13 protein-coding genes are annotated in these 18315 nt (G+C 74.0%); 5 read left to right on the top strand and 8 right to left on the bottom strand.

Annotation, left to right across the window (positions count from 1 at the left end):
• Nucleotides 1–87: 87 nt before the first annotated feature.
• On the top strand, nucleotides 88–2985 hold the full coding sequence (locus J3R08_RS20865) for a glycoside hydrolase family 48 protein (RefSeq protein ID WP_181373777.1): 2898 nt from the start codon (nucleotides 88–90) through the stop codon (nucleotides 2983–2985).
• A gap of 288 nt (nucleotides 2986–3273) precedes the next feature.
• Here the strand turns inward: J3R08_RS20865 and J3R08_RS20860 are convergent, their stop codons facing one another.
• Nucleotides 3274–3963, bottom strand: coding sequence for a DUF3159 domain-containing protein (locus J3R08_RS20860; protein ID WP_209962555.1), 690 nt, complete (start codon nucleotides 3961–3963; stop codon nucleotides 3274–3276).
• A gap of 92 nt (nucleotides 3964–4055) precedes the next feature.
• Between J3R08_RS20860 and J3R08_RS20855 the strand changes: the two genes are divergently transcribed.
• Both J3R08_RS20855 and J3R08_RS20850 read left to right on the top strand, forming a co-directional pair.
• The gene (locus J3R08_RS20855; protein ID WP_043329825.1) at nucleotides 4056–4937 is read left to right on the top strand and encodes a phosphatase PAP2 family protein; all 882 of its coding nucleotides are present in this window, start codon (nucleotides 4056–4058) and stop codon (nucleotides 4935–4937) included.
• A gap of 8 nt (nucleotides 4938–4945) precedes the next feature.
• A complete protein-coding gene (locus J3R08_RS20850) occupies nucleotides 4946–5617 on the top strand; it encodes a maleylpyruvate isomerase N-terminal domain-containing protein (RefSeq protein WP_209964337.1) in 672 nt (223 codons plus the stop codon).
• 2 nt (nucleotides 5618–5619) lie between these two features.
• Here the strand turns inward: J3R08_RS20850 and J3R08_RS20845 are convergent, their stop codons facing one another.
• Together J3R08_RS20845 and J3R08_RS20840 are read right to left on the bottom strand one after the other, a co-directional pair.
• Entirely contained in the window at nucleotides 5620–6459 is an 840-nt protein-coding gene (locus J3R08_RS20845; RefSeq protein WP_209962553.1) for a DUF1028 domain-containing protein, read from the bottom strand.
• A 53-nt stretch (nucleotides 6460–6512) separates the two neighbouring features.
• Nucleotides 6513–7724, bottom strand: a complete 1212-nt coding sequence (locus J3R08_RS20840) for a low temperature requirement protein A (protein ID WP_113972418.1) — start codon at nucleotides 7722–7724, stop codon at nucleotides 6513–6515.
• Between the two features lie 144 nt (nucleotides 7725–7868).
• Between J3R08_RS20840 and J3R08_RS20835 the strand changes: the two genes are divergently transcribed.
• Entirely contained in the window at nucleotides 7869–8843 is a 975-nt protein-coding gene (locus J3R08_RS20835) for an LLM class F420-dependent oxidoreductase (protein ID WP_113972417.1), read from the top strand.
• A 1-nt stretch (nucleotide 8844) separates the two neighbouring features.
• Nucleotides 8845–9651 (top strand): SDR family oxidoreductase, encoded by an 807-nt coding sequence (locus J3R08_RS20830; protein ID WP_113972416.1) that lies wholly within the window; start codon nucleotides 8845–8847, stop codon nucleotides 9649–9651.
• A gap of 108 nt (nucleotides 9652–9759) precedes the next feature.
• Here J3R08_RS20830 and J3R08_RS20825 read toward each other — a convergent pair whose 3' ends face one another.
• The 5 genes from J3R08_RS20825 to J3R08_RS20805 all read right to left on the bottom strand — a co-directional run bounded on the left by J3R08_RS20825 (nucleotide 9760) and on the right by J3R08_RS20805 (nucleotide 18192).
• Nucleotides 9760–11037, bottom strand: coding sequence for an MFS transporter (locus tag J3R08_RS20825; protein WP_113972415.1), 1278 nt, complete (start codon nucleotides 11035–11037; stop codon nucleotides 9760–9762).
• A gap of 124 nt (nucleotides 11038–11161) precedes the next feature.
• A complete protein-coding gene (locus tag J3R08_RS20820; RefSeq protein ID WP_209962550.1) occupies nucleotides 11162–13450 on the bottom strand; it encodes a transglutaminase domain-containing protein in 2289 nt (762 codons plus the stop codon).
• Nucleotides 13444–14598: a DUF58 domain-containing protein gene (locus tag J3R08_RS20815; protein WP_174534867.1), complete on the bottom strand. Its 1155-nt coding sequence runs from the start codon at nucleotides 14596–14598 to the stop codon at nucleotides 13444–13446. The genes J3R08_RS20820 and J3R08_RS20815 overlap by 7 nt, the downstream gene beginning before the upstream one ends.
• A gap of 2 nt (nucleotides 14599–14600) precedes the next feature.
• Complete coding sequence (locus tag J3R08_RS20810) at nucleotides 14601–15596, bottom strand: MoxR family ATPase (protein ID WP_166457311.1); 996 nt, start codon at nucleotides 15594–15596, stop codon at nucleotides 14601–14603.
• 25 nt (nucleotides 15597–15621) lie between these two features.
• Nucleotides 15622–18192 (bottom strand): fibronectin type III domain-containing protein, encoded by a 2571-nt coding sequence (locus J3R08_RS20805; protein WP_209964334.1) that lies wholly within the window; start codon nucleotides 18190–18192, stop codon nucleotides 15622–15624.
• Nucleotides 18193–18315 lie beyond the last annotated feature (123 nt).

Below are 18315 nucleotides of genomic sequence, written 5' to 3'. Positions count from 1 at the left end.
CGTACGCCCCGTCGACGCGTGGAGGCGCCCCGCCGGGGCCCCCGAGGTCCCGGCCCGGTCCGAGGAGACACCGCCCACATGAGACTTCTGGCCAGACGTCGCCGTACGGCGATGCTCGCCGCCGCCGCCCTCGTCATAGGCGGGGTGGCCCTGCCCGCGGGCGCCGCCCAGGCCGCGCCCGCCTGCGACGTGACGTATGCGTCGAGCGACTGGAACAACGGCTTCACCGCCAACGTGACCATCAAGAACCTGGGCGACGCGCTCAACAACTGGTCGCTGAAGTTCACCTTCCCGAACAGCAGCCAGCGCGTGGTCCAGGGCTGGTCGGCCCGGTGGAGCCAGTCCGGCAGCGAGGTGACCGCCACGAACGAGTCGTGGAACGGCAGCCTGCCCACCGGCGCGTCCACCAGCATCGGCTTCAACGGCAGCTTCAGCGGCAGCAACCCGAAGCCCACCGCGTTCACCCTCAACGGGGTGGCGTGCAACGGCGCGCAGACCAACCAGCCGCCGACGGTCTCGCTGAGCGTGCCGTCCGGCCCGTTCGAGGCGCCGGCGGATGTCCCGCTGACCGCGACCGCCAGCGACCCCGACGGCACCATCAGCAAGGTCGAGTTCTACCGCAACGGCCTGCTGGTCAACACCGACACCACCGCGCCGTACGGCTACGACCTGCTCGACCTGCCGGCCGGCAGCTACACGGTGCAGGCCAAGGCGTACGACAACGCCGGCGCCTCGGCGGTCTCGGAGAAGTCGTTCACAGTGACCGCGGCCACCGGGCCGAAGCTGGTCGCCACTCCGTCCGCGGTCACCGTCAGCGAGGGCGGCAGCGCCACGGTCCGGTACACGCTCAGCGCGGCGCCCAGCGCCAACGTGCCGGTGACCCTCGCCGTCACCGGTGACAGCGACATCACCGTGTCGCCGACCACGCTGACGCTCACCCCGAGCAACTGGAGCACCGGCGTCACCGCCACGGTCTCCGCCGCGGAGGACGCCGACACGGTCGGCGGCACCGCCACGATCACCGCGTCGGCCACCGGCTACGCGCCGGTCTCCGTCGTGGCCACCGAGGCGGACAACGACAGCCCCGGCGGCGACAACGCCTACATCAAGAAGTTCCTCGACCAGTACGGCAAGATCAAGAACTCGGGGTACTTCAGCCCCGAGGGCGTGCCGTACCACTCGATCGAGACGCTGATCGTCGAGGCGCCCGACCACGGCCACGAGACCACCTCGGAGGCGTTCAGCTTCTGGCTCTGGCTGGAGGCGCAGTACGGCCGGGTCACCCAGAACTGGGCCCCGTTCAACAACGCCTGGACGGTGATGGAAAAGTACATCATCCCGTCGCACGCCGACCAGGCGACGGCCGGCTCGCCCGGCACCCCGCAGTACGCCGCCGAGCACAACCTGCCCAGCCAGTACCCGTCGACGCTGGACGCCAACGTCCCGGTCGGCCAGGACCCGCTGCGCTCGGAGCTGCAGTCCACCTACGGCACCGGTGACATCTACGGCATGCACTGGCTGCTCGACGTGGACAACACGTACGGCTACGGCCGCTGCGGCGACGGCACCACCCGGCCCGCGTACATCAACACCTTCCAGCGGGGCACCCAGGAGTCGGTGTGGGAGACCGTGCCGCAGCCGTCCTGCGACACGTTCAAGCACGGCGGCCCGAACGGCTACCTGGACCTGTTCGTCAAGGAGTCCAACGCCCCGGCCAAGCAGTGGAAGTACACGAACGCCCCGGACGCCGACGCGCGTGCCGTCCAGGCCGCCTACTGGGCGCTGACCTGGGCCAAGGCGCAGGGCAAGGCGGGCGACGTGGCGGCCACCGTGGCCAAGGCCGCCAAGATGGGCGACTACCTGCGCTACGCGCTGTTCGACAAGTACTTCAAGAAGATCGGCAACTGCGTCGGCGCGAGCACCTGCCCGGCCGCCAGCGGCCGTGACTCGGCGCACTACCTGCTCTCCTGGTACTACGCCTGGGGCGGCGCGTACGACGCCTCGCAGAACTGGTCGTGGCGGATCGGGTCCAGCCACAGCCACTTCGGCTACCAGAACCCGTTCGCGGCCTGGGTGATGACCAACGTCGCGGAGCTGAAGCCGAAGTCGCCGACCGCGGCCTCCGACTGGCAGAAGAGCCTCGACCGGCAGCTGGAGTTCTACACCTGGCTCCAGTCGGCCGAGGGCGGCATCGCCGGTGGCGCCACCAATAGCTGGGACGGCAGCTACGCCCAGCCGCCGGCCGGCACCGCCACCTTCTACGGCATGTTCTACGACGTCGACCCGGTCTACAACGACCCGCCGTCGAACCAGTGGTTCGGCATGCAGGCCTGGTCGATGCAGCGCATCGCCGAGCTGTACCTGGAGACCGGCAACGCGAAGGCCAAGGCGCTGCTGGACAAGTGGGTGCCGTGGGCGATCGCCAACACCACGCTGGGCACCGACTGGTCGATCCCGTCGGACATGAAGTGGACCGGCCAGCCGGCCAACTGGAACCCCAGCAGCCCGCAGCCGAACACCAACCTGCACGTCGAGGTGACGGTCAAGGGCCAGGACGTCGGCGTCGCCGGCGCCTACGCCCGCACGCTCATCGCGTACGCGGCGAAATCCGGCAACACCGCGGCGAAGGACACCGCCAAGGGCCTGCTGGACGCGCTCTCGGCGGCCGCCGACAGCAAGGGCGTCTCGACGCCGGAGAAGCGCGGCGACTACAAGCGCTTCGACGACGTCTACAACGCCGCCGACGGCCAGGGCCTCTACATCCCCAACGGCTGGACCGGGAAGATGCCCAACGGTGACGTGATCGCCCCGGGCAAGAGCTTCCTGGACATCCGCTCGTTCTACAAGAACGACCCGGACTGGCCGAAGGTGCAGGCGTACCTGGACGGCGGTCCCGAGCCGGTCTTCAACTACCACCGGTTCTGGGCGCAGGCGGACATCGCCATGGCGTACGCCGACTACGGCACCTACTTCCCGCAGGGGTGAGGTGACCCCTCCTTCGTGGGCGGGCTCGCGCCCGCCCACGAAGGAGGCCGACCCGGCCGATGGGGGAACGGAGCGGCCGGGTCGGCGGACGGCCTGACGCCCACGGTCAGGCCGGGTGGGCCGGCCGTCCGGCCGACGCAGCGGACCGGCCGGCCCACCACTCCGCCCGGTGACGACCCATGGCGCGAAAAGGCACGCAAAATTCAGCGGTCCACGGGATCACATCCGGGCCGTGGACGGAGTAACGTATTTGACGGAGAGGCCGCTCCCCCCGTGGCGGCCTCTCCATTACTCTTCCCGGAACGGCTCACCGCCGGGCACCGGCGCCGTCACCGGGTGCCGCAGTCCCGGATGCCCGGCCGGCAGCGACCGCCGGATCACCACCCAGCTCGACGCCAGCGCCGCCGCGATCAGCGGCCAGGTGAGCGCCGCCCGCGCCACGGTGAGCGCGACCACCTGCCCGTCCAGCCACAGCGGGATGAACACCGCCAACCGCAGCACGTAGGTGCCCGCCCACACCCAGCTGCCCCGGCCGTACGCCCGCAGCAGTGCCGGATCACGCCGCCACCGGGTCCGCTGGCCCAGCGCCGTGCCGACCACCACGCCGAGCAGCGGCCAGCGCACCACGATGCTCACCGCCCAGGCCAGCGCGCTCGCCGCGTTGGCGGCGATCTGCAGCAGGAAGAAGTCCTCGGCCCGGCCGGTCCGCAACGCGACGAGCGCGGCCACGCAGACCGCGAGCAGCCCGATCAGCACCGAGCGGGGGCGGTCCCCGCGCCGCCACCGCCAGCCGGCCACCGCCGTGCCGGTCAGCAGCGCGGCGAGCACACCGCCGCGCAGCCCGCCGAGCACCCAGCCGAGCCCGAACGCGAGCGGCGGCAGCGTGGCGTCGACCGCCCCGCGCCGGCCGCCCAGCAGGTCGGCCAGCGACTCCGGCCGTGGCCCGGCCTGCGGTTCCCGCTGCGGCGTGCCGGTCACGCCCCACCTCCTCGGATCGCCCGCCTCACCGTACGCCGAAGCCGATGGCGCTCCGCCGCGCGCGTCGGCGGCCCTACCGTTAAGTTGTCCGGGTGCGGGAGACGGCAAGGGGTTGGACGGCGGTCTGGTTGGTCGTACTGGCCCTGCTGCAGACGGCTGCGTTCGTGCTGGTGTGGCGCTTCGCCGTGCACACCGAACTGGGCCAGTGGCTGGACACGGTGGCGCTGACCGGCAACCAGATCGGCCAGGACCGCATCGACGGTCCGGTCGACACGCTCCTCAACGCCATGTCCGTGGTGTCGCTGCTGGCCGCGACCGCGGTGATCGGCTTCATCGCGCTGATCCGGGGCCGCAAGGCGCTGGCCGTCACCGCGACGCTGCTGATCGCCGGCGCGAACGTGACCACGCAACTGCTCAAGCACTTCCTGGTCCGGCCCGACTTCGGCATCGACCCGGAGCGGGCCGCCGCCGGCAACAGCCTGCCCAGCGGCCACACCTCGGTGGCCGCCTCGGTGGCGGTCGCGCTGATCCTGGTGCTGCCGCGCAAGCTGCGGGCGGCCGGGGCGTTCCTCGGCGCCGGGTACGCCGCCGCCGCGGGCGTCGCCACGCTCTCCGCCGGCTGGCACCGGCCCAGCGACGCGGTCGCCGCGTACCTGGTGGTCGGCGCGTGGGCCGCGGTCGCCGGGCTGGTGCTGCTGGTCTTCCAGCGGGAGCAGGCGGTGGTCGAGCCCGGCGACGCGCACCGGGTGACCGCCGCCGTGCTCGGCGGCGCCGGCGCGGTGGCGCTGCTGGCCTCCGCGCTCGCGTTGTCCTGGCTGGTGGACCGCTCCACGATCCCCGTCGAGGCGCTCAGCCGCCGTCAGCTCTTCGTCGGGTACGCGGGCAGCGCGGCCGGCATCGCCGGCACGATCGCCGTGGTGGCCGCGCTGGTGCTGGTCGTGGTGCACCGGCTGGTGCCCCGGTGGAAGGGCTGATCCGGCGGATGGAGACGGTACGGGCGGCGTTCCGGGCCGAGTGCGACCGCCTGGAGCGGGTGCTGCGCGACCTGGACGACGCGGCGCTGGACCGGCCCACGCCGTGCCCGCCGTGGCGGGTGCGCGACCTGATCGCGCACGTGAGCACCGGGGCCGGACGCCTGGCGGGCATGCTCGCCGAGCCCGCGCCGCCCCGGGCCGAGGTGGACGCGGCCGCCTACTTCGGCGCGGCCAAGTTCAGCCCGCCGGTGGACCGGGACCGCGTCGAGGGCGCGCAGCGTGCGGCCCGGGAGCACCCGGGCGCCGCCGAGGTGGCGGCGGAGTTCGGCCGGGCCTGGCGCGCCACCGACGAGGCGGTCGCCGCGGAACCGCCCGCACGGGTGGTGCGTACCCGCCACGGTGACGCGATGGCGTTGCCGGAGTTCCTGCGTACCCGGGTGGTGGAGGTCGCGGTGCACGGCCTGGACCTGGCCGACGCGCTGGACCGGACGCCGTGGCTGACCCCGGCCGCCGCGGACGTGGTGATCGGCGTGCTCACCGGCGGCGTGCCGGTGCCGCCCGGACTGGGCTGGGACGCGCTCACCGTGCTGCGCAAGGCCACCGGGCGGCTGCCGGTCACCGGCGACGAGCGCGCGGAGCTGACCCGCGCCGGCATCGGCCGGCTGGCCTTCGGCGGCTGACCTCAGCGCCCGGCGCAGCGCCGCAGGTGCTCCAGCACGATCGGGTCGATCCGGCCGGGCACGAAGCGTTCCTCCAGGTTCTCCAGACCCGTCCAGGCGGCCAGCGCCTCGTCCAGTCCGGCCGGGCCGACCGGGTGCCCGGTGGCGGCGAGCAGTTCGGCCACCTCGGCGGCGAGCGGGCCGGTGAGGTCGCGCAGCGTGGCCGGATCGGGGCGGCCGAACAGCATGTGGTGGATGCCGAGCAGGCGGCGCAGCTCGGAGACCGGGTCCACATGATCGTCCACCCGCAGGTCCACCAGCTCGTCGCCGGTCCCGGCGTAGCCGCCGTGGCGCTGCACCACGAGCATCGCCGCGCTCTGCCGCCCGCGCCGGTCGCCGCCGGCCGCGTCGCCGGCGGTGAGCGCGGCCAGCAGGCGCTGCGGGAACGGCAGTTCCGCACGGGCCAGCCAGGCGTCGCGCAGCGCGTCGATCACCTGCGGGCCGGTCAGGATGTTGCCCTGCGCGGCCCAGCCGTCGCCGGCCTGCCCGCCGGCCCAGGGGTGGCAGCGCGGCCCGGTCCAGGTGGCCCCGTCGCCGGTCGGGCCGACCACGGCCAGCTGCCGGTCGTCGCGCCCCGGGTCGGCGGCCACCAGCCCGGCCACCGCGTCGGTGGCGCTGACGCCGGTCCGTAGCAGCGCGAGCGCCTGCGCCCGGTAGGCGAGGTTGGCGTGCGCCTGGGTGGCGACCGCCCCCACCAGCGCCTCGGCGGCCGGCACCAGCGCCCCGGCGGCGAGGAACCGGCTGGCCACTGCCACTCCGAACAGGCGCCCGTCGGCGGAGCGGGCGACGAGCGAGAAGGTCACGCGCGGATCGTAGCCCGGAGGGCGGGCGCGGGGCCCCGCTCCGGCGGCACCGCTCAGAACGGCGGCGCGGCGTCCTCCGGCGGGCGGCCCCACGCCCGCCGGGCGTCGGCGACCGCCACTGCCGTCAGGACCGCCGCGGCGAAGCCCGCCGCGACGACCGGCGCGAGGCGCACCAGCAGCGGTACGGGCAGCAGCAGCGCGGCGATCCCCACCAGGCGGGACGGGGAGACGCGGCCGAACACCTCGTACTCGAAGCGGGCCCGGCCGGCCAGGAACAGCGCCGGACCACCGAGGATCATGGCCAGCCAGGGCAGTTCGTTGTGCCCGACCGGGTGCTCGATCACCAGTTCGTAGCCGATCGCGGTGGCGACCACCCCGATCACCATGACCAGGTGGGTGTCGGCGGCGGAGCGGCCGACGGTGGCCGGGTGCGCGGCCCGGGTCACCGCCTCGCCCAGGATCTGGCCGGCCCGTTGCACGTAGATCCGCCACAGCAGCACCGAGGTGGCCAGCGCGACGGCGAACGCGGTGACCATGCCGGGGCTGGTGGGGGAGCGGGTGAACGACAGGCCGGCGAGCAGGATCGTCTCGCCGAGCGCGACCAGGAAGATCTGCTGGTAGCGCTCGGCCAGGTGCTCGCCGTGGATGTCCCAGCGGGAGACCGTGGAGCGGCCCAGGCCCGGCACCGGCCAGCCGAAGCGGCCGCCGAGGTACTCCAGTACCAGCGCCGCGGTCCAGAGCATCACCCGGGCGTTCACCGGCAGCAGCGCGCCGGCCAGCCAGAGCACGCCCGTGGCGCAGAACGTGATCAGCATCCGCAGCTTGAGCCGGCGGTACTGGACCTTGTGCAGCACCAGCATGAGGATCGCCGGCCGGCTCACCTGGGCGATCACGTACGCGGTGGCGAACATCAGGCCGCTGTGGCCGAACGCGCGGGGGACCGCCACCCCCATCACCATCGCCGAGATCAGCGCGGTGATCACGATGACCTGCAACCACAGGTGGTGCGGGTCGTAGCGGCTGGTCGTCCACGCCGTGCCCTGCCAGACGCCCCAGAGCGCGAGAAGCAGCAGCAGCGTCTTGCCGCCGCCGGTCACCGCCGACCAGCCGTTCTGCCCGCCCTCCAGGACCAGGTCCTCGAAGGCGCGCGCCGAGATCCGGGTCAGCGCGAACACGTACACCAGGTCGAAGAAGAGTTCCAGGAACGTGGCCCGGTCGGGCCCGTCGCCGGAGCCGCGCAGCGCGGCCGGCTCGGCGGTCCTCACCGCCGAGCTCCGTCCCCGGTCCGACTCATGCGGCAGTCGTAACACTCTTTCCCGGCTTCTCGTCACCGATCACCCATATCGCCTTGGATCTTGCCCGGGGCGGTGCCGGACGGGCACCATCGACGGGTGACGAACCGATGGGGCATGACAGTGCCGTTGGGCGGCATTCCGCTCGCCGACCACGCCGCCGTCTACGCGGCGCTCGACGACGCCGGATTCACCGACGTGTGGTCGTCGGAGGTGGCCGGCGCCGACGCCTTCACCCCGCTGGCCCTGGCCGCCGCCTGGTCGCCGCGCCTGCGCCTCGGCACCGCGATCACACCGGTCTTCACCCGCGGCCCGGGACTGCTGGCGATGAGCGCCGCCGCGCTGGCCGAGGCGGCGCCGGGCCGCTTCGCGCTCGGCGTCGGCGCCTCGTCGCCGGTGCTGGTGCGGGACTGGAACGCGATTGGATTCGACGAGCCGTTCAAACGGACCCGGGACGTGCTGCGGTTCCTGCGGGCCGCGCTGCGCGGCGAGACCGTCGACGGCGCGTTCGACACGTTCGCCGTACGGCGCTTCACGCTGGAGCGTCCGCCGAGCGTGCCGCCGCCGGTCGTGCTGGCCGCGCTGCGCCCCGGCATGCTGCGCCTGGCCGCCGCCGAGGCCGACGGGGTGATCCTGAACTGGCTGGCCGCCGAGGACGTGCCGACCGCCCTGGCCGAGGTGGGCGAGCGCCGCCCCGGGTTCGAGGTGGCCGCCCGCATCTTCGTCTGCCCCACCGAGGACGCCGCGTACGCCCGCGCGCTGGGCCGCCGCATGATCACCGGCTACCTCACCGTCCCCGCGTACGCGGCCTTCCACAGATGGCTGGGCCGCGAGGACTCGCTCGGTCCGATGTGGCAGGCGTGGGCCGCCGGGGACCGGCGGGGCGCCTCCGCCGCCGTACCGGACGAGGTGGTCGACGCGCTGGTGCTGCACGGCTCACCCGAGCAGTGCGCGGCCGCCGTCCGCCGCTACGCCGACAACGGCGTCGACGTGCCGGTGCTGGCCGTGCTCCCCACGCCCGAGATCACCGAGGGCGGCGCGGCGGCCTGGCTGGATCTGCTGTCCCGGCTCGGCCCCGGAGAGGTGGCCTGAGATGAACCTGACCGACCGGGTGGTGGTGATCACCGGCGGGGCCGGCGGGATCGGCGCGGCCCTGGGCCGACGGTTCGCCGCCGAGGGCGCCGCCGCCGTCGTGCTGGCCGACCTGGCCGCCGACGCGGCCCGCGCCACGGCCGAGGCGATCGGCCCGGTGGCCACCGGCGTCGGGCTCGACGTCACCGACGAGGCGGCGGTACGCGCACTCGTGGACGACACCGAGCGCCGCCACGGCCGGATCGACCTGTTCTGCGCCAACGCCGGAGTCGCCACCGGCGGCGGCATCGACGCGCCGGACGCCGACTGGGACCGCGCCTGGCGGGTCAACGTGCTGGGGCACCTGCACAGCGCCCGCGCGGTGCTGCCCGGCATGCTCAGCCGGGGCCAGGGCCACCTGCTGCTCACCTGCTCGGCGGCGGGCCTGCTCACAGCGGTCGGCGACGCGCCGTACACCGCCACCAAGCACGCCGCGGTAGGGCTCGCCGAATGGCTGGCGATCACCTACCGGGACGCCGGGATCCGGGTCAGTGCGCTGTGCCCGCAGGGCGTGGACACCCCGATGCTCGCCGACGGCCTCACCGAGGGGCACCTGGGCGCCCGGGTGATCGCCGCGTCCGGGACGATCCTCAGCCCGGACCAGGTCGCCGAGGCGGTGATCGCCGGGCTGGCCGAGGAACGGTTCCTGATCCTGCCGCACCCCGAGGTGGCCGACTACGCCCGCCGACGTGCCGAGGACCCGGACGGCTGGCAGGCCGGGCTGCGCAAACTCGTCCGGAAGCTGCGCGCGAGCCTTCCTCAGTCGTGAGGGATCTCCTGCCCGTCGACGCACGCGGGAGACCGCCAGTGGGCCAAGGGCGGGCTTCATGTGGGTCGGGTCAACGACGTGGGCATCGTGCTGCGGACGGATGCGGATTCAGCCATCGTCACCGGTTCTCGCCATCACCGGCGGGGTTGCCGTCGCCGCCGGCTCCGCCGCCGCCGGCGGTCCGGATCGGGTGGGTAGCAGCAGGGCGGCGACCACTGCGCCGGCCGCCAGTACGCCGATCACGAGCCAGACCGTGGTGGTGAGGGGCAGCTGTTGTCCGGCGATGCTGCCTGCCGAGGCACCCACCACGGTCGCGGCCATCTCGGCGGCGGAGAAGGCGGATCCGACCCGGCCGAGCTGACGGTCCGGGGTATGGCGTTGGACCTGCACCTGGACCAGCATCAGCAACGCGCCACCGGGCAGGCCGGCAAGGGCGATGAAGACCAGCGCGGCGGCGAAGTGGTGGATGAGGAAGAGCCCGGCGAAGCAGAGGGTGATCGCCGCCAGGCAACCGGTGAACGACAGCCGGAGGAGCCCGCTACGGGACAGCACGTTGCCGACGTACGCGCTGGCCAGGAAGCCGCCGCCGAGCGCTGCCATGAGCACACCGACGTCGCCGGCGTCGCCGCCGAGGACGCTGATGACGTACGGCACCAGAAGCACGTTCAGAGCGGCGTTTGCCAACAGGAAGAGGCTGGAGACGACGAGAGTCGTGCGGAGGATCGGATGCCCGAAGAGGAAGGCCAGTCCCTCCCGGAGTTGCCCCCGGAAAGCGGCCAGCCAGGAGGACGCGTCCGGCTGCTGCCCGTCGTCGGTCACCCGCAGCCGACCCATTCCGAAGATCAGTAAGGCCGAGAGCAGGTACGTCGCGGAGTCGATCAGCACCAGGCCGTCGAAACCCACGAGGGCGTAGAGCGCGCCGCCCAGGGGTGCGCCGGCGAGGCGGACGATGCCGCTCGCCACCGTGTTCCAGGCGTTCGCCGCCTCCAGGTCGCCGCCCCGGCCGACGACGGCGGGCACCACTGCCCGGGCCGCGGACTGGAAGACGTGCCCGATTGCGCTCTCGAAGAACATCGCCGTGTAGAGCAGCCACAGCATTCCCGGATCATCGACCACGATCAGCGCGAGCACGACGACCATGCGCAGCAGGTCAGCGCCGACCATCACCGTTCGCCGGTCCCACCGGTCGGCCAGCACCCCGGCCAGGGGCGCGAAGACGATCGCGGGCAGGGTCTGCGCGACGAAGGCGAAACCACTGCTGAGCGTCGACCCGGTCATCGTGTAGACGTAGACCGGCACCGCGACGATCATCAGCCAGTTGCCCAGGTTGGACAACAGCGTGCTGGTCCAGAGCAGACCGAAACGCCGGTTCCTGATGCAGATCACCGCTCACCTTACTTCCGTGACGCCGGCTGCCGGTGTCCCACAGGCGTTCGACGACCAGGAGGTCAGCAGATGGTCAGGAGGACTCGTGGCGGTACCGGCTCGGCGATCCGGTTACGGCTGTTGATCAGCGTCGCCACCGTAGCGGCCCCGGATGGATCGTCCACAGCAACTGTCGCCACCGTGGCCGGGCCGAGCGCAGCGCCTCGGCGAAGCCGGCGCTCAGTCCTGCGGCCCGGTCCGCCTGTTCCGGCGTGACGCTGCCCGGCGCGAAGCCCGCCTGGTTGAGCAGAGCGGCCAGCTCGTCCACCGTTGCCTCATCCGGGTCGCCGATCGCCGCGTCCTCTCCGGGCCGCGCCGCGCGGGCCTCGGCGAGCGTCCGGCGGGCCCGCTCGGCGACCTCCGCCGCCGCCAGGTCCGGCCCGACCGGATGCCCGGCCAGACGCAGCGCGTCGGTCAGCTCCCGCCACGCTCCCGCGACCCGCTCGCCCGGATCGCCCACCGCCAGACGGGAGCGGGTCAGCCGCCGGCGCATCGCGACCAGCGCCGCCAGCACCGCGCCGACCAGCAACACCAGTCCGCCGACACCGCCGCCGACCAGCGCCGGTGTGCCGAGCCCGCCCTCGTTCCGGCCGGGTGCGGGCGCGGCAGCCGGAGGCGTGGCGCTCGGCTCCTCGGTGGGCGCCGGCACCTCCGACGGCGGCGGGTCCTCCGGCTGCGGCCGGAAGTCCTCCTCCACCGGACGGGGCTCCTCGTCCGGGCGCGGCATCGGATCGAACGGCACCCAGCCGACGCCGTCGAACAGCACCTCCGGCCAGGCGTACGCGTCGGCCGCCCGCACCGGCCCGTCGCCGTCGGGCCCGAACCCGACCACCACCCGGGTCGGCAGGCCGGCGAGGCGGCCGAGCACCGCGAACGCGGCGGCGAACTGCTCCGACGTGCCCCGCTGGCCGCCGCCGTTACGCGGCCCGAACAGGAAGAACGCCAGATTCGGGTACGCGTGCCCGCTCGGCGCGTCGGCTGTCACCCGGTAGTGCTCGGCCAGGAACGTGGCGATCGCGTCGGCGCGCGCGTACGGAGCGCCGTTCGACTCGGCGAGCTGCGTGGCCAGCCGGCGCAACGGTTCCGGCGCGCCGTCGGGCACCCGCAGCACCCGGGCCACCTCGTCACCCGCGGGCACGTTCGCCGTGCTCAGCAGGTTCACGTCCGGTTGCTCCCGCATCGAGGACACCTCGTACCGCAGCCCTGGCGCGAGCCCTTCCGGGCGGATCAGCGTCCCGGTCGCCGGGTCGTACGCGACCCGCGCGCCGGTCACCTCGCGCGGCGTGGGCACCGCCGGCAGCAGCCGTCCGGTCAGGTCGCCGACCGTGATCTCCTGGCGCACCTCGTCGGTGGCCGTGTTCGGGGCGGGCTCGACGGCGGGCAGGATCCGCCCCGCGTTGCGGTACGTGGCGCCGACCCGCCAGGTCACGCCGTCGTAGTCGCTGAGCACCGCCAGCCGGATCCGCGGCGTCCCGCCGGCCGGCGCGCCGCCGACGGTCCGCACGTCCAGCAGCCGCTGGTCCGGGTTCAACGCCCACCCGGAGATCCGGATCAGCGGGTTCTCGTCCAGCGACTCCACCCGTGGCGGCTCCACGTAGCGGCGCGGGTCGACCGGTCGCTCGTCCACCTGGGCGGCCACCACCGGGGCGAGCAGCGCCGCCAGCGCCACCACCACCGTGAGCCCGGCCGCGCTCGCCGCCACCAGCCGCAGCCGGACGGCCGCGCGTACCGCCGGGGTCAGACCGGCGACCGGATCGGCCGCCGGGCCGTCGCGGCGCCCGGGCGTCGCCAGGCCGGCCGCCGCGACCGCCGCGAACACCACAGTCGGGCCGATCGCCGGATCCGCGTTCGGCCCGACCACGTAGAGCGCCCCGGCGTAGAGCAGAGCCGGCGGCAGGTAGCCCAGCAGCACCCGCCCGGCGCGCAGCGCCACCTCGGCGGCGGTCAGCCCGGCCAGCCACGCGGCCGCCACCGGAACCAGCACCGTGTCCGGGGCCGGCTCGACCGGAATCATCGCGGTGAGCAGCCGGGGAATCGCGTTACGGGCGGCGTCGGTGGTCACCTCGCCGAGCCCGCCCGGCAGCGCCGCGTGCGCGGCGGCCAGCCGCAGCGACACCAGCGTCCACCCGGCCATCGCGGCCACCGACAGCGGCGCCACCAGCCAGGACGGCAGCCGCCGCGCGGCCACGCTGACCAGCACCGAGCCGACCGCCGCGCCGGCCATGAGGCGGGTCAGCAGCGGATCCGCGTACACCCGGCCCAGCACCACGCCGGAGAGCGCGACCAGCACGATCAGCGCGGCCGGGACCGGCACGGCCCGCAACACCCGGACCACGCGCTCCGCCGCCGCTTCCGTCCGCGGCGGCGTCACCACCGGCGGACCCCGTCCCACTCGGCGGCGAACGCCGCGCCGTCGGCCGCGTCCAGCACCGTGAGGCCCGCCGCGCCGGCCGCCGTCGGCCCGTCCGCGCCGAACATCCCGACCACCACCGACGGGTACGCGCCGCGCAGCGCGCCGACGTGGCCCAGGTCGTCGCGGCCACCCGGCCCGGTCAGGAAGACCAGCGTGTCGCCGAGCCGGTCCCGGCGCAGCCGCCCGGTCGCGGCCGGCAGCACGTCCGGCCCGGCGTCCGCCAGCTCCACTGCGGCCAGCCGGTCCAGCGGTCCGGCCGCGCCCTCCGGTTCCACCTCGGCCGGTACGACGAGCAGCAGCTGCACCGGCAGGTCCTCCCGCACCGCGGCGGCGACCACCGACGCGGCCGCCTCGCACGCCGCCTCGAACGACTCCGCGACCCCGCCCACCCGGCCCGGATGCGCCGGGGCCCGGTTGTCCAGCACCACCACCAGGCGCGGCAGGCTGGTGTCCACGTTCTCCCGCACCATCAGCTCACCCACCCGGGCGCTCGTGCGCCAGTGCACGCGGCGCAACTCGTCGCCCACCACGTACTCCCGCAACGAGTCGAACGTGATCGAACCGTGCGGCACGCTGTCGGTACGCCCGTCCAGGCTGCGCCCGGCACCGGTCGGCACCGCCGAGAGCGGATGGATGCGCGGGTGCACCCACACCGGCACCGTGCCGCCGTAGCCGCGCGCCAGCGCCACCAGCCCCAGCGGATCCCGGCGCACCACACGCAGCGGCCCCACCGGCACCACCCCACGCCGGTGCGTCGGCACGTCGTAGCGCACCACGGTGTCCCGGCCCGGACGCAACCGCAGCAGCGGCACCGGCACCAGCGCCCCCGCGCAGCGGTCCTCGGCCACCAGGTTCGCCGCCCGCAACCGCCCGGTGTTGCGCACCGTCAGCTCCATCGCCGCCGGTTCACCCCGGGCCACCCGGTCCGGGTCGGCCCGCCGCGTCACGTCCAGCCGGGGCCGCCAGGCCGCGTTCACCACGGCGTAGCCGACCGCCACCCCGGCCGCCGCGCCGAGCACCGTCAACTCCGGGTACGCGTACCGGAACCCCACGCCGAGCATCACCAGGGCGGCGACGAGCAGCCCGATGCCACGGGCGGTGATCCCCACGCTCAGCCGTGCACCGGCGTGGCCTGGCCCGTCGGCAACGGCACCGGCACCGACGCGACCGCCTGGCGCAGCACCTCGGCGGACGTCACGCCACGCACCTGCGCGTCGGGGGTGAGCAGCAGCCGGTGCGCGAACACCGGCTCGACGAGCGCCTTCAGGTCCTCCGGCATGATCCAGCCCCGGCCGTCGATGAGCGCGTACGCGCACGCCGCCCGGGTCAGCGCGATCACGCCGCGCGGACTCACCCCGACCCGCACCTGCGGATGGGTACGCGTGGCAGCGGCCAGCCGCACCGCGTACGCGTACAACGGCTCGGCGATGTGCACCCGCCGGGCCATCTTCACCATCTCGCCCACGGTGGCGGTGTCGGTGACGGCGGTCAGCGAGTCGGGGGAGCGGACCGTGGCGCCGCGCAGCACCTCCACCTCTACCGCCTCGTCCGGGTAGCCGACCGACAGCTTCACCAGGAACCGGTCGAGCTGCGCCTCGGGCAGCCGGTACGTGCCGTCCATCTCCACCGGGTTCTGCGTCGCCACCACCAGGAACGGCTGCGGCACCGGATGCCGTACGCCGTCCACCGTGACGGTGCGCTCCTCCATCACCTCCAGCAGCGCCGACTGCGTCTTCGGCGACGCCCGGTTGATCTCGTCGGCGATCACGATGTTGGCGAACACCGGCCCCGGGTGGAACTCGAAACCCCGGCTGGCCTGGTTGAAGATCGTCACCCCTGATACGTCGGAGGGAAGCAGGTCCGGCGTGAACTGGATCCGCCGCCACTGCCCCTTCACGGTGGCCGCGATCGCCCGCGCCAGCGTGGTCTTGCCGACGCCCGGCACGTCCTCCAGCAGCACGTGCCCCTGCGCGAACAGCGCGGTCAGCGCCAGCCGCACCACCTGCGGCTTGCCCAGCACGACCGCGTTGACGTTGTCGGCCAGCCGGGCGGCCAGGGCGGCGAAGCCCTGCACCTCCGGCTGGCTGAGCGGTTCGTGCGTGTTCACGGATGCGCCTCTCGGAGTGGTGCGGTCAGCAGGTGGGCAGCAGGTTGATGTCGTCGCCGCCCTCCAGGTTCAGCCAGGCCCACGGGATGTAGTCGCGGCCCTTGCTGTGATCGACGCGCACCCACCAGGTGCTGCGCTTGTCGTTGTTGTAGATGTAGGCGTAGACCTCTTCGCCCTTCTTCTTGCAGTAGGCCTTCAGCCGGGCGCCGTTGGGCTCCCAGCCTGCCTGCCTGCTGTTGTCCTGCTGAGTGACCGAGAAGATCTCGTTGCCGTTGCGCTCACCGGGCACGTCCCGGGAGCAGTAGGTCGCCTCCGCGCCGGAGGAGCCGTTGCGGCAGGTGGCGATCCCGTACAGCGCGTCCGTGGTCTGGGCGCGGGAAGCGGTGCCCTTGCCGGCGGCGTTGGACGCGGTCAGCGTCACCGTGTACGCGGTACCCGGCGTCAGCCCGGTCACCCGCAGGCTGGAACAACTGCCGCTCGCCGTCTTCCCACCGGTCGCCGCCGTGCAGGAGGCCCGCCCACCACCCGCGTCCACGGTGAACGTCACAGTCACCGACGTGGCGTCCGCCGACGAGCCGGTCACCGTGATCCGCGGCTCGGCCACCGTCCGCGCGGTGGTGCTCGCCTCCGGCCCGGCGCCCGCCTCGTTCACGGCCTTGACCTTCACCGTCACGTTCTGGCCGTTGCCCAGCCCGCCCACAGTGGCCCGCACATCGGTCACCTCGACGGACTTCCCGGCTGCCTCCACCACGTACTTCGTCACCGGGCGGCCGTTGTCCACCGCCGGGGACCACTGCACCGCGACCGTGCCCGGCTGGTCGGCGACAGTGGACGCGCGCAGCTCGCCGGGCGCCTTCGGCGCCGTGAACGGCACCACCGTGTTGCTCACCGGCGACGCCTTCGACCCGGCGCCCTTCTCGCTCACCGCCGTCACGGTGAACGCGTACTGGGTGCCGTACTCCAGTTGCCCGGCCGCCACCACCAGCTCCGTCTTCGCCGACTCGCCCGCCGGGGCGCTCGCGCCCGCCGAGGTCGCCGTCACCGCGTACTTCGCGATCTTGTTGCCCTGGCCGTCGGCCTCGGGCCAGCTCACCCGCACCGTGCCGTCCGGCCGCGCCTCGGCGGTCACCGACGCCGGCGGGTCCGGCACCTCAGCCGTCGGCACCACCGGGTTGCTGCGCCGCGCCGGCCCCTCACCCTTGGCGTTCACCGCGTGCACCGAGAACGTGTACGTCTCGCCGTTCGTCAGGCCGGTCACCTCCAGCGACCGCTGGTTCGCGCCGACCTGGCGGGTCTGACCGGCGCCCTCCACCACGTACCTGGTGATCTCGGCGCCGTTCGACGCCGCGGCCTGCCAGCTCACCCGCGCCGAGGCGTCACCGGCGGCGGCGGTGACCGACTTCGGCGCGCCCGGCTTGGACACCTTCGGCTTCTTCGGCGGGGGCGGCGGCGGAGCCACCGGCGGCGGATCCCCGCCCAGCACGTCGTTCGCGTACTTGTCGACCTCACGCACCTGGTTGCGGTCGTCGACCACCTGCGCGGTGGACGAGTCCGGCGGGTTGATGAACAGGTGGTTCTCGCGCACCTCCAGCTCGACCGGACCGGGGCGGCCGGCGCCCTTCACGGTCTGCACGAGCTGCCCCTCGGCGTCGAACGCGTAGACCGTGCCGGTCGTCTCGTCGGCGCAGTAGAACCGGCCCGCCCACGCCACGGCCGGGCTGAGCCGCACACCGTCGCCCGGCACCGTGAACCGCTTCACCTCGCGGCTGTCCCGCACCACGTGCACCGACCGCTCACCGGGAACCGTCACCGGCACCTGCTGCCCGCTGGTACGGGTCGGCAGGTAGCCCGGCGCGGTCATGGTCAGTGCCGCCCGCTGCGTCTGCCCGCCGACCACTGTGACCAGCGACGCCGAGGTGCGGTCCAGCACCGCCACGCCCTCGTCCAGCGTGGACACCACAAGCTCGTGCGCCGGCTCGGCCACGTCGTACGTCTCGACGCGCTTCGGGCTGAGCCCGGCCGGCGGCGCGTCACCGGGCGTCTCCGGCAACTCGGCGGCGGTGACCGCCGAGACGGTGCCCTCGCTCGGCACCGCGATCCACAGCTTGCCGGCGCCGTCGAACGTGCCGCCGGCGATGCCCGGCGGGTAGCGGACCGGCTCGCCCACCGGCGTCAGCGCCCGCGGGTCGAGCTGCCGGACGATGCCCTGCACCGCGTCCACCACGAACGCCGCGTCCTCGTGCAGCGCCACGCTCACCCCGAGCCCCGGCGCGGTAGGCGTGGTCGCGGTGATCTGCAACGTCGCCAGGTCCAGCGAGCTGACCTGGCCGGTCTTGAGGTCGCGCAGGATCAGCAGCCGGTCGGTCTGGGCCACCTGCATCTGGTGCCGCCGCCCACCCGGCACCTCCATCCGGGTGTCCACCCGCGCGGTGACGCCGTTGACCCGGGCCAGCTCGCCGCGGGTGGTGCTCCACAACCAGGAGGAGGCGTCGTAGCTCGCCACCGCGTTGTCCGCGGCGCCCAGCCCGAGCACCGTCAGGCCCATCGCGGCCAGCAGCGCGGCCACCGTGCCGATGGTCACCAGCCCGCCCCGCATACGCGATCGTGGACGAGCCTGCTCCGGCCCGGTGCCCGTGACGTCCTCGATGGTGGTCACTGCCGGCTGCCTCCCCGTGTCGGTGGGGGAGGCGCACCCGCGCGAGGTCGACCCTCCCCAGAG

This window comes from Micromonospora sp. HB375 (assembly GCF_017872985.1).
In the GTDB taxonomy this organism is placed as follows: Bacteria; Actinomycetota; Actinomycetes; order Mycobacteriales; family Micromonosporaceae; genus Micromonospora; species Micromonospora chalcea.
This window is presented reverse-complemented; position numbering and strand designations above follow the sequence as displayed.